The organism is Paracoccus alkanivorans, from assembly GCF_003697785.1.
Taxonomy (GTDB): domain Bacteria; phylum Pseudomonadota; class Alphaproteobacteria; order Rhodobacterales; family Rhodobacteraceae; genus Paracoccus; species Paracoccus alkanivorans.
In genome coordinates this window covers 49111-64238 of sequence record NZ_QOKZ01000002.1, presented here as the reverse complement: position 1 = coordinate 64238, position 15128 = coordinate 49111, and the positions used below count along the sequence as shown (strand labels likewise).

The 15128-nt window shown below is 56.7% G+C and carries 16 protein-coding genes and 1 pseudogene; 8 read left to right on the top strand and 9 right to left on the bottom strand.

Annotated features, from left to right (window positions below; all coding sequences use genetic code 11):
* Window positions 1-11: 11 nt before the first annotated feature.
* The 7 genes from C9E81_RS05010 to C9E81_RS04980 form a co-directional block, all read right to left on the bottom strand.
* Complete coding sequence (locus tag C9E81_RS05010; protein WP_122111234.1) at window positions 12-851, bottom strand: alpha/beta fold hydrolase; 840 nt, start codon at window positions 849-851, stop codon at window positions 12-14.
* The gene (locus C9E81_RS05005) at window positions 851-1498 is read right to left on the bottom strand and encodes a haloacid dehalogenase type II (RefSeq protein WP_243698516.1); all 648 of its coding nucleotides are present in this window, start codon (window positions 1496-1498) and stop codon (window positions 851-853) included. Before C9E81_RS05005 ends, C9E81_RS05010 begins: the two co-directional genes overlap by 1 nt.
* On the bottom strand, window positions 1495-2283 hold the full coding sequence (locus C9E81_RS05000) for an enoyl-ACP reductase FabI (RefSeq protein ID WP_122111232.1): 789 nt from the start codon (window positions 2281-2283) through the stop codon (window positions 1495-1497). Before C9E81_RS05000 ends, C9E81_RS05005 begins: the two co-directional genes overlap by 4 nt.
* 28 nt (window positions 2284-2311) lie before the next feature.
* Window positions 2312-3541 carry a beta-ketoacyl-ACP synthase I gene (fabB, locus tag C9E81_RS04995; RefSeq protein WP_122111799.1) on the bottom strand — a complete coding sequence of 410 codons (1230 nt, stop codon included), beginning with the start codon at window positions 3539-3541 and terminating at the stop codon, window positions 2312-2314.
* A 22-nt stretch (window positions 3542-3563) separates the two neighbouring features.
* Window positions 3564-4073, bottom strand: coding sequence for a bifunctional 3-hydroxydecanoyl-ACP dehydratase/trans-2-decenoyl-ACP isomerase (gene fabA / locus C9E81_RS04990; RefSeq protein ID WP_122111231.1), 510 nt, complete (start codon window positions 4071-4073; stop codon window positions 3564-3566).
* A 137-nt stretch (window positions 4074-4210) separates the two neighbouring features.
* The gene (locus C9E81_RS04985) at window positions 4211-5083 is read right to left on the bottom strand and encodes a glycosyltransferase family 2 protein (protein WP_122111230.1); all 873 of its coding nucleotides are present in this window, start codon (window positions 5081-5083) and stop codon (window positions 4211-4213) included.
* 12 nt (window positions 5084-5095) lie between these two features.
* Window positions 5096-5818: a hypothetical protein gene (locus C9E81_RS04980; protein WP_208021113.1), complete on the bottom strand. Its 723-nt coding sequence runs from the start codon at window positions 5816-5818 to the stop codon at window positions 5096-5098.
* 190 nt (window positions 5819-6008) lie between these two features.
* On the opposite strand from C9E81_RS04980, the gene infC reads away from it, so the two are divergent.
* The 5 genes and pseudogenes from infC (at window position 6009) to C9E81_RS04955 (ending at window position 10919) form a co-directional block, all read left to right on the top strand.
* The gene (infC, locus tag C9E81_RS04975; protein WP_481859699.1) at window positions 6009-6563 is read left to right on the top strand and encodes a translation initiation factor IF-3; all 555 of its coding nucleotides are present in this window, start codon (window positions 6009-6011) and stop codon (window positions 6561-6563) included.
* A gap of 74 nt (window positions 6564-6637) precedes the next feature.
* Window positions 6638-6925: pseudogene (locus C9E81_RS04970) on the top strand (dUTP diphosphatase); the annotation flags it as partial.
* A 269-nt stretch (window positions 6926-7194) separates the two neighbouring features.
* Window positions 7195-8580 carry a transposase gene (locus tag C9E81_RS04965; RefSeq protein WP_122111227.1) on the top strand — a complete coding sequence of 462 codons (1386 nt, stop codon included), beginning with the start codon at window positions 7195-7197 and terminating at the stop codon, window positions 8578-8580.
* Between the two features lie 432 nt (window positions 8581-9012).
* Window positions 9013-9972 (top strand): DGQHR domain-containing protein, encoded by a 960-nt coding sequence (locus C9E81_RS04960; protein WP_122111226.1) that lies wholly within the window; start codon window positions 9013-9015, stop codon window positions 9970-9972.
* A gap of 164 nt (window positions 9973-10136) precedes the next feature.
* Window positions 10137-10919 carry a hypothetical protein gene (locus C9E81_RS04955; protein ID WP_208021112.1) on the top strand — a complete coding sequence of 261 codons (783 nt, stop codon included), beginning with the start codon at window positions 10137-10139 and terminating at the stop codon, window positions 10917-10919.
* A gap of 251 nt (window positions 10920-11170) precedes the next feature.
* On the opposite strand, the gene C9E81_RS04950 is transcribed toward C9E81_RS04955, so the two are convergent.
* A complete protein-coding gene (locus C9E81_RS04950) occupies window positions 11171-11587 on the bottom strand; it encodes a VOC family protein (RefSeq protein ID WP_122111224.1) in 417 nt (138 codons plus the stop codon).
* A 284-nt stretch (window positions 11588-11871) separates the two neighbouring features.
* On the opposite strand from C9E81_RS04950, the gene C9E81_RS04945 reads away from it, so the two are divergent.
* The 3 genes from C9E81_RS04945 (at window position 11872) to C9E81_RS04935 (ending at window position 13407) form a co-directional block, all read left to right on the top strand.
* Window positions 11872-12276, top strand: coding sequence for a DoxX family protein (locus C9E81_RS04945; protein WP_122111223.1), 405 nt, complete (start codon window positions 11872-11874; stop codon window positions 12274-12276).
* Window positions 12277-12287: 11 nt separating this feature from the next.
* Window positions 12288-12914 (top strand): TetR/AcrR family transcriptional regulator, encoded by a 627-nt coding sequence (locus C9E81_RS04940; protein ID WP_122111222.1) that lies wholly within the window; start codon window positions 12288-12290, stop codon window positions 12912-12914.
* Between the two features lie 211 nt (window positions 12915-13125).
* Window positions 13126-13407: a hypothetical protein gene (locus C9E81_RS04935; protein ID WP_122111221.1), complete on the top strand. Its 282-nt coding sequence runs from the start codon at window positions 13126-13128 to the stop codon at window positions 13405-13407.
* Between the two features lie 107 nt (window positions 13408-13514).
* On the opposite strand, the gene C9E81_RS04930 is transcribed toward C9E81_RS04935, so the two are convergent.
* Window positions 13515-14993, bottom strand: coding sequence for a hypothetical protein (locus C9E81_RS04930; protein ID WP_119748704.1), 1479 nt, complete (start codon window positions 14991-14993; stop codon window positions 13515-13517).
* Window positions 14994-15128 lie beyond the last annotated feature (135 nt).

Here is a 15128-nt window from a genome sequence, read left to right as displayed (position 1 = left end):
CGTCTGCTCCGCTATCCCGCCGAATGCATCCGCAGCGCGGCGATCCATTCGGCCAGCAGCCGCAGCGATGCAGGTTCATCCAGCCATGGCACATGCGCCCTGTCCGAAGCCTCGGCGAAAAGCAGGTCGGGGCGGCGGCGCTGCATCTCGGCTGCGGTATCCGCCGAAAGAAGATCGGAATTCGCGCCGCGGATCAGGGCGACGGGCAGGCTGGTGGTCGCTTCCCAAAGAGGCCACAGATCGGGGCTCTCGCCCTCGAAAGCGGCAAGAAATGCCTCGCGCAGGCCCGAATCGTATTTGATGCGCAACCCCTCGGGGGTTTCCTCGTAATGTTTCTGCGCATCGGCCAGCCAGCGCCCCTCGGGCACATTGGAAAAACCGGGCATGGCGGCGGGCAGGCGTTCGGCCAGCGCGGCATGGGTTCTGGCCGACGGGTTACGCCCTACATAATCGAAGATACGTTCCAATCCCGCTTGTTCGATCCGGGGGCCGACATCGTTGAGGCACAGCCCCAGCAGCCGCTCATGCGCGACCGCCGCCAGGAAAAGCCCGATCAGCCCGCCGCGGGAGGTTCCGAGGATCGCCGCCTTACTGACACCCAGATGGTCCAGCAATGCCAGCGCATCCTTGCCTTCCTGCGGCACCGTATAGGTATCGGAGCCGGTCCAGCCGGACTGGCCGCGTCCTCGATAATCCATTCGGATCAGGCGGATATCCGGCAGATACGGGGCGACATAGTCGAAATCGGCCATGTTGCGGGTCAGTCCAGCGAGGCACAGGACCGGCAGCCCCACACCCTCGTCGCGATAGGCGAGGCGGGTGCCGTCGGGCGCGGTGAAGAATGCGGTCATCAGAGTCCCTTCAGATCGGAAACAATACGGCCCGGCCTGCAGGGCAGACGATCCACCGGCAGGCCCGAGCGATTGGCCCACACCGCTCGGAAACCGAAACGGGTGGCGCCATAGACGTCCCAGCCATTCGAAGAGACGAAGGTGATGTCGCCGGGGGTGCAGGCGAAATGATCGGTGACGATACCGTAAGCCTCGGCCGAGGGTTTGAACCGCCCGGCGGATTCGACCGACAGCAAGGCATCCAGCCGCCCGGATAACCCGGCGGAGGCGGTCGCATCGGCCAGCATCCGGGGGCTGCCATTCGAGAAGATCGCGGTTTTCGCGCCGTCAGCCCGCAGCCGGTCAAGGACCTGCGGCACTTCGGGATAGGCGGGCAACTGGCGATAAAGTTCCAGCAGGCGGGCGGACTGATCCGCCGTCGCGCCGTGGCGTTCGGTGGCCCATTCCAGTGCCTCGGCGGTGACCTGCCAGAAATCGGCATGGTCGCCGGTGATGGCCCGCATCCATGAATACTCAAGCTGCTTTCGCCGCCAATCCGCCGACAATGCGGCCCATATACCCGTCAGTGACGGATCGTCCCGCGCCGCCTGACGGGCCGCGCCGTCCACGTCGAACAATGTCCCGTAAGCGTCGAAGACCCAGATCACAGGTTTTCGCTCTGCGGCATGCCAAGGACGTGGTAGCCGCCATCGACCTTCACGATCTCGCCGGTTGTGCAGGCGCCCCAGTCCGAGATCAGCCATACCGCGGTGCCGCCGATCGCCTCCAGCGTGGCGTTGGCGCGCAGCGGCGCGTTCGCCTCGGTATGGCGGAAAGTCCTGCGCGCCCCGCCGATCGCCGCCCCGGCCAGCGTCTTCATCGGGCCGGGAGAGATGGCGTTCACGCGGATGCCGTCGGGGCCGAGGTCGTTGGCAAGGTAGCGGACGCTCGATTCCAGCGCCGCCTTGGCCACGCCCATGACATTGTAGAACGGCGTCACCCGGTTCGAGCCCGCATAGGTCATGGTCAGGATCGTCGAGCCCGGCGCCATCAGAGGCATGGCGCGGCGGGCGACCTCGATCAGCGAGTAGCAGGATATATCCAGCGAGTTCTTGAAATTCGCCCGGCTGGTATCGACGAAACGCCCGGTCAATTCCTCCTTGTTGGAATAGGCGATGGCGTGGACCAGGAAGTCCAGCCGCCCCCAACGGCTGGCAATGTCGGAAAAGGCCGCCTCCAGGCTGTCGTCATCGGTCACATCGACATCCAGCAGGAAATCCGATCCTGCCGCTTCGGCCAGGGGCGCAACCCGTTTGCCGAAAGCCTCGCCCTGATAGCTGAATGCCAGTTCTGCCCCTTCGGCCGCGACGGCGCGGGCGATGCCCCAGGCAATGGACCGCTCGTTGGCGACCCCCATCACAAGCCCGCGCTTGCCCTTAAGAAGATCGCCCATATTTTTGTCCTCGATCTTGTTTCTTGTTTTATTCCAGGTATTTGGACATCAGCAACGTGGCGTTGGTGCCGCCGAATCCAAAGCTGTTCGACAGGACCGAGTCCAGACCGGCATTGTCCACCCGGGTCGTGGCAATTTCGCTTGGCTGGATGTCGGGGTCCAGTGTCTGGACATTCGCCGATGCCGCGATGAAGTCATTTTGCAACATCAGCAGGCAGTAGATCGCCTCGTGCACACCGGTCGCCCCGAGGCTGTGGCCCGTCAGCGATTTCGTCGAACTGACCGGGGGCGTGCTGCCTTCGCCAAAGACGCGGCGCAAGGCCTTGATTTCGCCCACATCGCCGACCGGGGTCGAGGTGCCATGAGCGTTCACGTAAGAGACCTTGCGGCCTTCGGGCAGTGTTGCCACGGCAAGGCGCATCGACCGCTCGCCGCCCTCGCCCGAAGGGGCCACCATGTCATAGCCGTCCGAGGTGGCGCCATAGCCGGTGACCTCGGCATATATCTTCGCACCACGGGCCTTGGCGTGCTCCAGTTCCTCGAGCACGAGGACTCCGCCGCCGCCCGCGATCACGAAACCGTCGCGGGTCTCGTCATAGGGGCGCGAGGCGGTCTCCGGCGTGTCGTTGTATTTCGACGACATCGCCCCCATCGCGTCGAACAGGCAGGAGAGCGTCCAGTCCAGTTCCTCGCCGCCACCGGCAAAGACGATATCCTGCTTGCCCATCTGGATTTGCTCGACCCCGTTGCCGATGCAATGTGCGCTGGTCGAGCAGGCCGAGGTGATCGAATAGTTCACGCCCTTGATCTTGAACGGCGTCGCCAGGCAGGCAGAATTGGTCGAGGACATGCAGCGCGTCACCATGAACGGCCCCATGCGCTTGGGACTGCCCTTCTCGATGACGATCCGGTGGGCGTCGAAGAAATTCGAGGTCGACGGCCCGCCCGAACCCATGATCAGCCCGGTGCGGGGGTTGGAGACATCGCCTTCCTCCAGCCCGCTATCGGCGATGGCCTGCTCCATGGCGATGAAGTTATAGGCCGCGCCGGGTCCCATGAAACGCAGGTTGCGCTTGTCGATATGTTCGGTCAGGTCGATCTGCGGCATGCCGTGAACCTGGCTGCGAAAGCCGTGCTCGGCATATTCGGGTGCAAAGACGATGCCCGAACGCCCCTGCCGCAGGCTTTCGGTGACTTCCCCGGCATTGTTGCCGATGGGAGAAACGATACCGAGCCCGGTGATAACGACGCGTCGCATGGGGGCCTCCTTGAACATTGGGTTAACTGGCCGACAGGGCGACCTTCATATCCTTGACCTGATAGATCAACTCGCCATCCGCCTCGACGCGGCCATCCGCCACGCCCATGGTCAGGCGGCGTGTCTGGACGGCCTTGGTGAAGTCGACGAAATATCGCAGCATCTTGCGGTCGGGACGGACCATGCCGGTCAGCTTGACCTCGCCCACGCCAAGCGCGTAGCCGCGCCCCTGCCAGCCGCGCCAGCCAAGGTTGAAGCCGGTCAGCTGCCACAGCCCGTCAAGGCCGAGGCATCCGGGCATGATCGGGTTGCCGGGAAAATGGCAGGGAAAGAACCACAGGTCGGGCTTGATGTCGAACTCGGCCACGACATGGCCCTTGCCATGCGGACCGCCATCGCCGGAAATATTGGTGATACGATCCATCATCAGCATCGGCGGTTCCGGCAATTGCGCATTCCCGGGCCCGAACAGCTCGCCCCGTGCGCAGGCAAGCAGCTCGTCGCGGTCAAAGCTGGTTTGCGTCATTGCCATTCAGTCCTGCCTTCCCGTATTGGTCATATCGACCGGTCGCTGTTCAAGTTGACGTTCCGTCTATCATTCGCAGCGAAGCCCGTGCAAGCACAAGCTCTTGTATGGATTATTGCGCATTTTGGCAGGGTTTCGGCAGATCAGAACCACTGGCCGGGCTCCATCAGGCCGAAATCCATCAACTGCTGTGCCCGCCATTCGAACGGAATCGAATTGCGCCAGATGAAGCTGTTGATGCTGTCGCGCGATCCGGGATTGGTCTTCAGCGCCTTGGCAACGCGGAACGAACCGATCGCCGCAGTCAGGTTGTGATGCCACGGGCAGGAATAAGTGTTGTATTCCGCGATGTTGAAGCGGTGGTCAGCGGTAACCTCCAGATCCTTGGTGGCACGGAAAAGCGAGATCCTGTCGATCCGCCGCCGGTCCTTGGGCAGATGCTCCTCAAAGCGCCAGCGCAGCCCGCCGAAGAAATCGAGCTGCCGTTCGACCGGATGGCCCTCGCGGTCAGGGCGCGCCAGGGCGTAGTAACCGGTGCGATCGAACATCGTGTTTTCAAGATCGACTGCATTCGGACAGCGAGCCAGGTCGGGACCGTAGAGATCGACCGTATAGGTCAGCATCGCCGAACGGCGCTCTTCGACATGGAATGTCAGCATTTCACCGACGCTGCGGGTTTCGGAAAAGGGAAAGAACAGGAATTCGGCGTTGAAGCAGTAGTAAAGCCAGGTTCCCGCGGGCACCGCCTTGATAATCGCATTGACCGCGCCGACATGCGCGTTGCGGCGCCGTGTCTGCCATTGCAGGTTGGTGATGCGGCGCGCGTCGCCTTCCGGGACAGGGACCGGCTCGGGCGACAGGACCAGAACGTGCCGGAAGCCCAGTTTCAGGTGATGCTGCAAGGTTTCGGTCACGACGGCATCGTCTTCGATCAGCAGAATCGCGATTGGCCCTTTGGTCAGGGCCTTTGGCTTGCTATTCAGGTAATCCTGCAGGCTTGGGAATTCGGATGTCATTGCAATACTTGATTATTTCATCACGGATTTGACTTGGTCCAATGCCGAGCGCAGCAGGTCCGGATTACTGCTGGCACTTTCGATCAGGCGTTTCAGCGTGGCTTTCTGCGCGTCTGAAATCGCAGCCGATTCGATCAACGCATCGACCTGCGCGGCATCGAAACCCTCCGGGGTCAGCGCATCTTCGATGGCGGTGGCGGTGGAAGCCGCGTCGGCGGCCTCTTTCGTGGCGCTGGCCGCTTCCTCGGCCGCATTGGCGGCGGCATCGGCCGCTTCCTCGACGGCTGCGGGCGCATCCTGGCTGCTTGCGTCCGCAGCCGCATCGGCGGCCCGGTCTGCCGCGTCCAATGCGGCCTCGGCTGCGGCTTCGGCCTCTTGGGCCGCGGAATTTGCGTCGGTGGCAGCGGTGTCGCCAGAAGCCCGGACCGCCTCGGCGGCGGCATCGGCTGCAACCGCGGCGGCATCGGCAGCCGCATCTGCCGCGTCATTCGCTGCTTGCGCGGTGCCAGCGGTATCCGTTGCCTCGGGCTGTGCCTGAGCGGCCTCCTCGGCGGTTTCCGCCGCGCCCTCGGCGGTTTGCTCGGCAATATCCGCAGTATCGCCCGGAGCTGTTTCGGGGACTGTTTCGACGGGTTCGGATGAAACGTCCCCTGTCATCTCCGCCTGCTGCTGATTCCACCACCACGCTGCGCCAGCGGCGGCGAGAATCAGGATAAGAAGGAGCAATTTTCGCATGACATATCCCCCGGCTCGGCCCCGTTTGCCCTGTCTATCGCACAGGCGACGCGTCACGAAAAGCCATCAACCGCGCCCGTCTTGCGACAAAAGCGTGACAAAACCATGGTTTTGCGTTGCGCATGGCTGTGAATTCGGTTGAAACGCGGTCTCGCCGCGCTTATTTTCCGCCCACTCACGCCATGGTTATATAAGGAGTAATACCATAGCTCGCAGACCGCATAATGCACCGCCCACCCGTGATACCGGTCCCCGCGTCAATGAACGCATCCGCGTGGCCGAAATTCGCCTGATCGGCCCGGAAGGAGAGAATGTGGGCGTCGTGTCGCCCTCTGTCGGGCTGGACATGGCTCGGGAGGCAGGGCTCGATCTGGTCGAGATTTCGCCGAACGCGACCCCTCCGGTCTGCAAGGTCATGGATCTTGGCAAGTTCAAATACGAACAGCAAAAGCGCGAGGCCGAGGCGCGCAAGAAGCAGAAGGTCATCGACGTCAAGGAGGTCAAGTTCCGCCCGGGAACCGACACGCATGACTATGACGTCAAGATGCGCAATGTCATGAAATTTCTTGAATCGGGTGACAAGGTCAAGATCACGCTGCGCTTTCGCGGCCGCGAGATGGCTCACCAGGAGCTGGGGCTGGAATTGCTGAACCGCGTACGCGACGATGTCGGCGAGGCCGGAAAAATCGAGGCCATGCCCAAGCTGGAAGGCCGGCAGATGGTGATGATGATCTCGCCGCGCTGATCGCGTCTTGCGGGATTGCAACGATAGGGCCGCGCAGGCATCGCCGCGCGGCCTTTGCATGCGAGGAGCCGAAGATGTCCGATGCGCCGAAAATCAGGATCAAGAGGCTGGAGGATGCGGATATTGCGCTATCCTTGCCCTCATACGAGACCGCGGGCGCGGCGGGAGCGGATCTGCGGGCGAATTTTCCCGAGGGCGCGCGGGACGGGATAGAACTTGCTCCCGGTCAGCGGGCACTGATCCCGACCGGGCTGATCCTGGAGATCCCGGCAGGGTGGGAGGTGCAGGTCAGGCCACGCTCCGGCCTTGCGCTTAAGCATGGAGTGACCCTGGCCAATGCGCCGGGCACGATCGACAGCGACATTTATGACTGCGGATATCAAGGGTGAGGCGAAGGTCTCAATAGCTGCTAATATCTTCCGTGCTCTACTGTATCTGCCGGCTAAAACGGTGGGGCTTTACCCAAAGGTAGCGAAGGCGGGAAGCGCGAAGACCTCAATTATCGCAGCGTTTCCCGCCTTCGCGGTAACGAGAAGCGACCGAGGCAGAAGGGCTTATTTTGTTGAAAACCTCTTCCTTGATTGCGGCCTGAACTACTGATTCAATTCCCGTATTGTGGGGGGATTTGGCGATGTTGGGACCGAGGCAAGAAGCGCAAGCGGCACTGTTTTACGACTTTTCGCTGGAAGATCATGTCCCACAAGATCACCTGCTGCGATCCATTGATCGTTTCGTCGACCTGAGCAGCGCTCGCGCCTATCTGGCGGATTTCTACAGCCACACGGGCCGCCCTTCCGTCGATCCTGAACTACTGATCCGCATGTTGCTGGTCGGATATTGCTTTGGCATCCGGTCAGAGCGGCGGCTCTGCGAAGAGGTACATCTGAACCTCGCGTATCGCTGGTTTTGTCGCCTTGATCTGAGCGATCGCGTTCCCGATCACTCGACGTTTTCCAAGAACCGGCACGGGCGTTTTCGCGACAGCGAACTTCTGCGGCATTTGTTCGAAACGACTGTGGCCCGCTGCATTGAGGAGGGCCTCGCCAGCGGGCAGCGCATGGCAGTGGACGCCAGTCTGATCGAAGCCGATGCGAACAAGCAGAACTCAACACCAAAGGAAGAATGGGATGCTTCGACCATCAATCCGGCAGACTCGGGGCGCGCGGTCCGCGAGTATCTCGACACGCTCGACGATGCCGCATTTGGCGCGGCCAGCGATGTCCATCCCAAGTTCACCTCGCATTCCGATCCGGCCAGCCAGTGGACTGCGGCCCGCAAAGGGCCTGCTTTCTTCAGCTATTCCGACAATTATCTGATCGACACGGATCACGGTGTTATTTTGGACGTCGAAGGCACCCGTTCGATCCGGCAAGCCGAGGTTGGATCGACGAAGACCATGCTGACACGGGTGAAAGACAAGTTCGGTCTGGTCCCTGACTGGATGATTGCCGACACCGCCTACGGCTCCGGCCCGATGCTCGGCTGGCTCGTGGATCGCAAAATCGATCCTTACAGCCCGGTGATCGACAAGGCCGGACGTCCCGACGGCACCTGGACACGCGCAGAGTTCGATTGGGATGCAGAGAATGATCAATATATCTGCCCCGAGGGTCACGCGCTCAAGCAGTTCCGCCGGAATTATTCCGATCCGAACCGGGGCCCGACGGACAAAGGCACCGCACGCTATCGCGCCTTGAAAGAAGTCTGCCAGGCCTGCCCGTCCAAGCAAAAATGCTGCCCCAACGCTGATGCGCGCAAGATCACCCGCGAGGAGCACGAAGATGCGCGTCAGGTCGCTAGGGGTCTGGCCAAAACCGCAGAGTACCAGATTGCAATGAAGCTCAGGAAGAAGGTCGAAATGCTCTTCGCCCACCTCAAACGCATTCTCGGGCTGGGACGACTGCGATTACGTGGGCCGTGCGGCGCAAATGACGAATTCCTGCTCGCCGCCACTGCCCAAAACCTCCGCAAACTAGCCAAGATCCTTCCCGCACCGCAGCAAACACGAAAAGTCTGATCAGAAAGGCGCTTGCGCACTCTTCAGAACGCTATTTGCTGCGGTCGCGAACGGGCGGTTTTCCACAAAATGGGCGGATTCCAGTCATTCTCTGCAACTGCGAAGGGCTCTTGTTAGAGAGGAATAAGCGGTCATTCATCTCTCATTTGACTATTGCGTCGATGCTGCACTCTGCATCAAGGGCAGCAACGCGCAGATAGTGACCTTTGCAAAGTCTGGGCCATCGGAGTGTTGCAAGGGCTCGGGCGGCCCAGATCGGGCATTAGTCGAGCGTCGTAACGCTGCTAGGCAGCGGTGACATCACGAGGCTTTTCTAGATCCTTCACACCTACGAGCTCTGGATCGAAGTATCAATATCGTTTGCCTTGCATCCATAGACAAAAGCAACCAAAGCTTAGCTTGAAACACCACTACGTCCAAGAGGTATAGACTATGGCCCGTGAGAGCTATGCTGCGGTACTGCTTACACAAGGTGAACATCGTTTCTATCAATTGGCGATGCCCAGCGATGTCTTAGGCAATTGTACATTCGTATCGACGAGAGATGATGACCCTGAAAGTGGGTTTCAGCGATTACTTGATGTGAAGAGAGCAAAGGAAATATCTTCATATATGGACTCTGGCCATGGGACCATTCCGACCTCAGTAATACTGTCAGCTCAAGAATCTTGCGGCCTTGAATATGAATCGAGAAATAAAACCATAAGTTTTGAGATCAGCCCTAACTCTTTTCTGATCCTTGATGGTCAGCACCGCATCTATGGCTTTAAGCTGGCAGAAACAAAAATTCGAGTTCCGGTCATAATCTATGATGGCTTGAGCAGGCAGGACGAATCTCGCTTGTTTATTGACATCAATTCAAAGCAACGGGGCGTTCCTTCGGAACTGTTACTCGATATTAAGAAGCAAGCCGACTACGAAAACACAGAAGAGCAGCTTTTCAGAGATGTTTTTGATAGAATGAGTGCCGATCCAAGCAGCCCTCTCTTCGGACGGTTGACGCCATCGAAGCGCGCCAAGAATAAGATATCAAGGGTTACGTTTAATGCTGCGCTTAAGAGTATTTATCCAGCCCTCACGTCTCGGAGCTCCGAAGACATTCAGACAATCTTATCCGAATATCTTGCCAGTGTTCGAGATCAGATAATTCGAAACGGCGGTGATGAAGATATAATACTAAACAGCGTTACCTTTCGCGCTATTGTCTCGTTTTTTATTCAAGCAGCTCGAAGAGTAAAGGACCGTTTTGGGCCAGAGTACACAGTTGGAAACTTCGATACTGTATTGGCCCCTCTTTTTGACAGTATCCAGATAAGCAAATTGTCCGGAACTTCGCAGGCCAAAATTGTTGACTACCTTGATAAACATTTCAAGGGTGAGTTCCAGCTTTGAAGAAAACTGATATTGAACTGTTGCGACCACTTTGGATACCCAAAAGTTTATCATATGATGAACAGTGTACGCAGACTTTAAAGTTATGGCTACATGATGGAAACTATTACATAAATAGTCAACCTCCCGACCTTTCATTGTTTTGTCAGATCTCGGAAGAAGTAATGAAAAGCATGTCGTTAGATGCGTTTCGATTTGCCACTCACTCAGCACAAACTGTTTTTGAGTTGGAGCAAACTTCTGCATATCCGAAACTCACATCTTGGAGGGTGATCCAAACCTATTATGCGGCTTATTTTGCAGCACATGCAATTCTGCGATTCTTTGGGATGTCTTTCTCTCATCTCGAAAACGGACATGTGCAGTTTCTAAAAACAAGATGTAACAGCGAGGCTGGATATCTTCCCACGCTCCCGTCAAGCTATTACCTGATCGGTTTTTTGCCAGACGATCAGCATCTCACTTTCAATAAGTGCTCCGAAAGCCACAAAGATCTTTGGAAATGTTTTAACGTTTTAGTGAGGCAGATATCAACTGATTCACTCACCCTTCGAGCTTCGGATAATAGGCGACAAGAGCTTTCGCAGGTGTTCTCCAACCTCTCGGATGCATTATGTCAACTGGGAAAGTATCAGTCAGGGAATTGGCTTTCGGTTGTGAGGAATGAAGTTAACTATAAGTCTCTGCACGGTGTCTGGTACCCATTCTCGAAGGCAATTCCGTCATTTGAAGAGCTCATGGCAAAAGTTAAGGACTGGAGGAAGGCGTCCTCCGATTTCGGAAACCCAAATCATATAAGGAATGACCTTGAACGTTTTTTTATTACCGCATTTTTGATAATCGATATATGTCTTTCGCTCGCCCAGGATTATCAGGGTATAGTAGAGAAAGCTGGGCGTAGGTCGGGTAATTTTTCACGCCTTCTAAAATTGAGTGCGGCAGCGTAGGCGCAAACAAGTGTTTACGCCGGTAGGGAGCGCTTTCGTGGCATCGCTGCGAAGGTCCGCTTCCCGCCCTCCGGGCAATGGGCTCTGTGTCATGCTGCAGGCGGAATGAATGTCGTGAAAGGACTGCCTGCCGGCATCGAGCAACCAGATGTGATGCTCCAGGGCGGCGATTCACGCGCTGCATCGCCGCAAGGCGGCTGCGAGCCCATCTTGACCGGCGCCGCGATGCGGACAAATTTCTGCTCCCGCGTTTATTCGTCGCGGCCAGGCTCATTCGGGTCGCTAGAGAACAGCGCTATTTTGTTTCCGTGCGGGTCTCGAAGGTAGCCGACATAGAAGTTCGGCCCATAGGAATTCCGAAAACCAGGCTGCCCGTCGTCAGAGCCGCCTGCAGCCAACGCGGAGGCGTGAAGGTCACGCACTTGTTTCTGCGACTGGGCCTGAAAAGCGACCATTACGCCGTTGCCAGCCGTGGCGGATTGCCCATTGAATGGCGATTTGACGTAGAAATCGGGCTGAACTGCGGACCGGCCCGGCTCTACGGGCAGCATGTAGCTCAGGTCGCCTTGGTATTCTTCGACCTCGTAGCCGAGGGACGGGAGGAAAGCAGAGTAAAAGCGTTCGGCCCGGGCGATGTCATTTGCACCAACGGTTACATAGGCAATCATAAAGTAGGGTTCCTCCGACAGATTCGGCGATGCTGATGGCATCAAGTTTCGACACGAAAGTAGCACAAACGGAAGCAGTCATTGGAGTAGCCGCAGAGAAAGCTCAGTTTGTCCCGCACAACCGAGGCTCGTATTTACTGGGGCCTGTCCGCCCTGACAATAAAGGTCAGATGTCGGCTCTGAGCCCATCGCCACCCTTGGCAAAGCTAAGTGCGACATTATCGCACTATCGAGTACGATAATTATTTTCTACACTAGTGGGACTGGAAAATAATGAGAGCGCCATGGAACACTTGCTTAGCCTTCTGCTGACCCATCCTCACATGATCCTCCTAGCGAAGGTCATCCTGACGTCATTCTTCTGGGTGGCCGGTCTGTTCGGATTGTTCAACTTCAAAGTCATTGTGCAGGAAATGATCGACGTTAATCTGCCAGTCCCCCAAGTCTTCGCACTCGCGACGATTGCTTGCCAACTTGGCGGTCCGGCCCTTCTGATCAGCAACGCCGGGGGTCTTGGCTGGCTTGGAGCGGGCGCTTTGGCTGTTTTCACAATCCTCTGCATTCCGGTTGCACACCCATTCTGGAAATATGAGGAGCCTAAGCGGACCCCGGAGTTTCATATCGTTTTGGAGCATGTCACTGTCGTTGGAGGCCTGATGCTGGCCGCATCCATGTCCATTCTGCTGTGACGGAGCTGCAATTGCCTAAAACCAAACGATCCCGTGGAAGACCTAAGGACGAGAGCAAGCGCACTGCCCTGCTCGATGCAGCACGTACCCTGCTGCTCGCTACGGGGCCGGAGGTGACGACGGACAACATTGCTTCACGGGCAGGGGTGTCGAAATCCACGTTATATGCAAACTTTGCAGACAAGAAGACCATGATCGAAGCCGTCATCCGGCGAGAAGCGGATCTGACGATCACCGATGAAGAATTTGCAAGCTTTTCGCAGGAAAGGCTAACACCTGAAAGCTTGGTCAGCTTCGGGATCAGGTATGTCACCTTCATCAACCAACGCGAACTGGCTGGCTGGGATCGGCTTATTGCCTCAATTGCAACCGAACATCCCGAGTTTCACAAGAAGATCTTTGAACTGGGACCGGGACGAGCACAACAACTCCTGATCCAGCTCCTGAAGCAAGGGATGCAGCAAGGGTTTTTGGCCCAGGTCGATGCCGATGTTGCGGCTGACGTCCTGACGGGTCTTTGGTTGGGGTTCGTCAATATTGAGGTTAAATTAGGCGTTCGCGATCCCTTGTCGGAGCATGAAGTTGAAAAACGAGTTCAACGAGGCGTCAGCATTTTCTTGCACGTGTATGGAAGCTAGTAGTCCTCGGATGACACCGGTCGGCCGATCTGATGCGACGGCAGCTTCGTCCCGCATTGAGTGAGTTCGTACAGTCAATGACTTTGCTGGCGCGGCGAATGGCCGAAATGACGGGCCGCACTGCAGCACTTCGCGTGATCACTGGAAGGCGGCTCAGGGCCGGCCTTTCCACCTTCCCTGTGCTGCACCCGAGAAACGCAGCAGCTGCGCGGTGTGGCAACAAGGGCTCGAAGCTGACCTGCGGCAGCGCAGCAGCATTGGTATCGTCGTCCTGTGGCAGCAGATTGGGTTCCGGACGTCTTGGCGGATGACAACAGGCAGCCCTTCCGCGACATTCGTAGGTCGCGCAGCATCCACGATGCTGTGGCTGCGCACAGCGAATGCCACCTTCCCGAAAGCGGACATTCACAAGGCCGTATTAGCCACGGTTGATGCTGCGCTCTACACCGAGGTCGACGAAGCGCAGGAAGCAGACTTTGCAAAGTCCAGATGAAGGCTCGAGGCAAAGTGCATCGGGTCTGTCCACCACAGCCACAGCTTTGTTTTCCTGGTTTGATAGGGATGGTGCACATGTCATGACTTACGCACCATCTTGGCCGTTCAAGCGGCTTTCGATCCTGAAGGTTTATTGTCCTTGCGCGCATCGATGAGAACAATGTCTTTGCTGTTTTTGAGACCAAGCCGCTTCAATATTCGCTGCACGCGAGTCAACTGTGAATACGAGAAGTAAACAATGGCCTTTATAGCGCGCTGCGCATCTGATGATGCTTGATATATGTCGGTTTGTTTTCTGAGATTCATTTCAAGTTTTGTGTTCTTTGCCAGCTTCACTTCGACGAGTGTCTTTTCTCTGCCGCGCGATATTTTGAAGTCAACCGGCCCGCGACCATCATTGGCCTCGGTACCCGCATCCGACGGTGTTCCAAACCAAACCAGTCGGTACAGTATCTGAACGTCTTTCTCCCGTTCGACCGCGTTTCCATTGTCGTCATAGAAGATGCGCCAGCCTCCCATGTCTTCGATGACGTGCTTCAGGTAAGCGAGTCGAATATGAGCTTCCTCGTAAGTGCCTGGCTTTACGCGGTAGAAATCGGTTGCGGCTAGAACAGGCTGAAGAATTTCGCGTAGGCGCTTGGAGAAAAACAACTCAGTTGCGAAAACCTTCTCAAAGCTCAAATCAGTAGCATCATCGCCAGTGTCTTCTTTCAACTTGATGTAATAGTCGATAAGTTCAGGATACTGCCGGATAGTCGCTGTCGCTGCCTCGGCCCTCTCTGCTTTGGTAGGGTGTCGCCCCTTCTTCTTGCGGGCTTTGAGCTCTCTCTCAAAATAGTTGCTGACGGACGCCCTAAGGCTACCATCAGGGATGGCTGTGGGAATATCTTGGAACCTAAGGATTAAATCGCTTGTGTTGATCCATGTGTCGTCCCTCGTCAGCATATCCTTGGGGGTAAGGATGATGTAATCACCTTCGTACCAAGGCAGTTCGTAGCACTTTCTCTGCCAAGATTGTGTTTTGAAATTGAAAACGGCTCTATCAATCCAGACTTCTCGTATTTGGTCTTCACGCAAATGCGCCTTGGCGAAGCTCTCCGTGTATGTGCACAGAAAGTCCTGGATCAGGTTTGTCACGAAATCACTTATGTTGTCCCGTCCGACTCCGCTCGATACTAAGCATACTTTCTCCAAGTGAGAACTTTCGGTGATGCTCTCCTCGCCAAAGTTGGCGAAGATGACATTCAAGTTTTCATGTAAGCTTCTTGCAAAGTCCATCCCGAGACCTGAACCGCCGTTTCCAACCATCGAGAAGCCAAACCAGTTTTGCTTTACTTCCGGGAAGCAATACCAATTACGTAGCATACCGTCGCTGACGTGGCTGTCCGCTGCCCGATCTCTCAGAAAGACCAGATATTCGATTATGCTATCATGTAAGTCCTGATATTCTTGCTTTTCGCTGTGAAAGAGAAGGAACGGGTCAATAAAAAGTGGCAAATCGTTGATGATTGACACATCAAAAGCCCCGTACTCGTCAACAACAGATTTTTCCAAATTAAATGCATCGCTAAAGAATGTGGCCAACTGGAATACTCCATGCATTGCGCGAAAAGCCGATATTCACACAATATACAACAACTCAAATGCAATTGTAGTGAAAAGTGTTTTCCGTAAAGAATTTTACCGCGAGCGGACTGTGCAATGGCGCATAAGTCCCTT

Excerpts from the sequence above, each read along its gene's own strand:
- C9E81_RS05010 (WP_122111234.1), bottom strand. The coding sequence starts at position 851 with ATGACCGCATTCTTCACCGCGCCCGACGGCACCCGCCTCGCCTATCGC.
- C9E81_RS05000 (WP_122111232.1), bottom strand. The coding sequence starts at position 2,283 with ATGGGCGATCTTCTTAAGGGCAAGCGCGGGCTTGTGATGGGGGTCGCC.
- fabB (WP_122111799.1), bottom strand. The coding sequence starts at position 3,541 with ATGCGACGCGTCGTTATCACCGGGCTCGGTATCGTTTCTCCCATCGGC.
- fabA (WP_122111231.1), bottom strand. The coding sequence starts at position 4,073 with ATGGCAATGACGCAAACCAGCTTTGACCGCGACGAGCTGCTTGCCTGC.
- C9E81_RS04985 (WP_122111230.1), bottom strand. The coding sequence starts at position 5,083 with ATGACATCCGAATTCCCAAGCCTGCAGGATTACCTGAATAGCAAGCCA.
- C9E81_RS04980 (WP_208021113.1), bottom strand. The coding sequence starts at position 5,818 with ATGCGAAAATTGCTCCTTCTTATCCTGATTCTCGCCGCCGCTGGCGCA.
- C9E81_RS04965 (WP_122111227.1), top strand. The coding sequence starts at position 7,195 with ATGTTGGGACCGAGGCAAGAAGCGCAAGCGGCACTGTTTTACGACTTT.
- C9E81_RS04960 (WP_122111226.1), top strand. The coding sequence starts at position 9,013 with ATGGCCCGTGAGAGCTATGCTGCGGTACTGCTTACACAAGGTGAACAT.
- C9E81_RS04955 (WP_208021112.1), top strand. The coding sequence starts at position 10,137 with ATGAAAAGCATGTCGTTAGATGCGTTTCGATTTGCCACTCACTCAGCA.
- C9E81_RS04950 (WP_122111224.1), bottom strand. The coding sequence starts at position 11,587 with ATGATTGCCTATGTAACCGTTGGTGCAAATGACATCGCCCGGGCCGAA.
- C9E81_RS04945 (WP_122111223.1), top strand. The coding sequence starts at position 11,872 with ATGGAACACTTGCTTAGCCTTCTGCTGACCCATCCTCACATGATCCTC.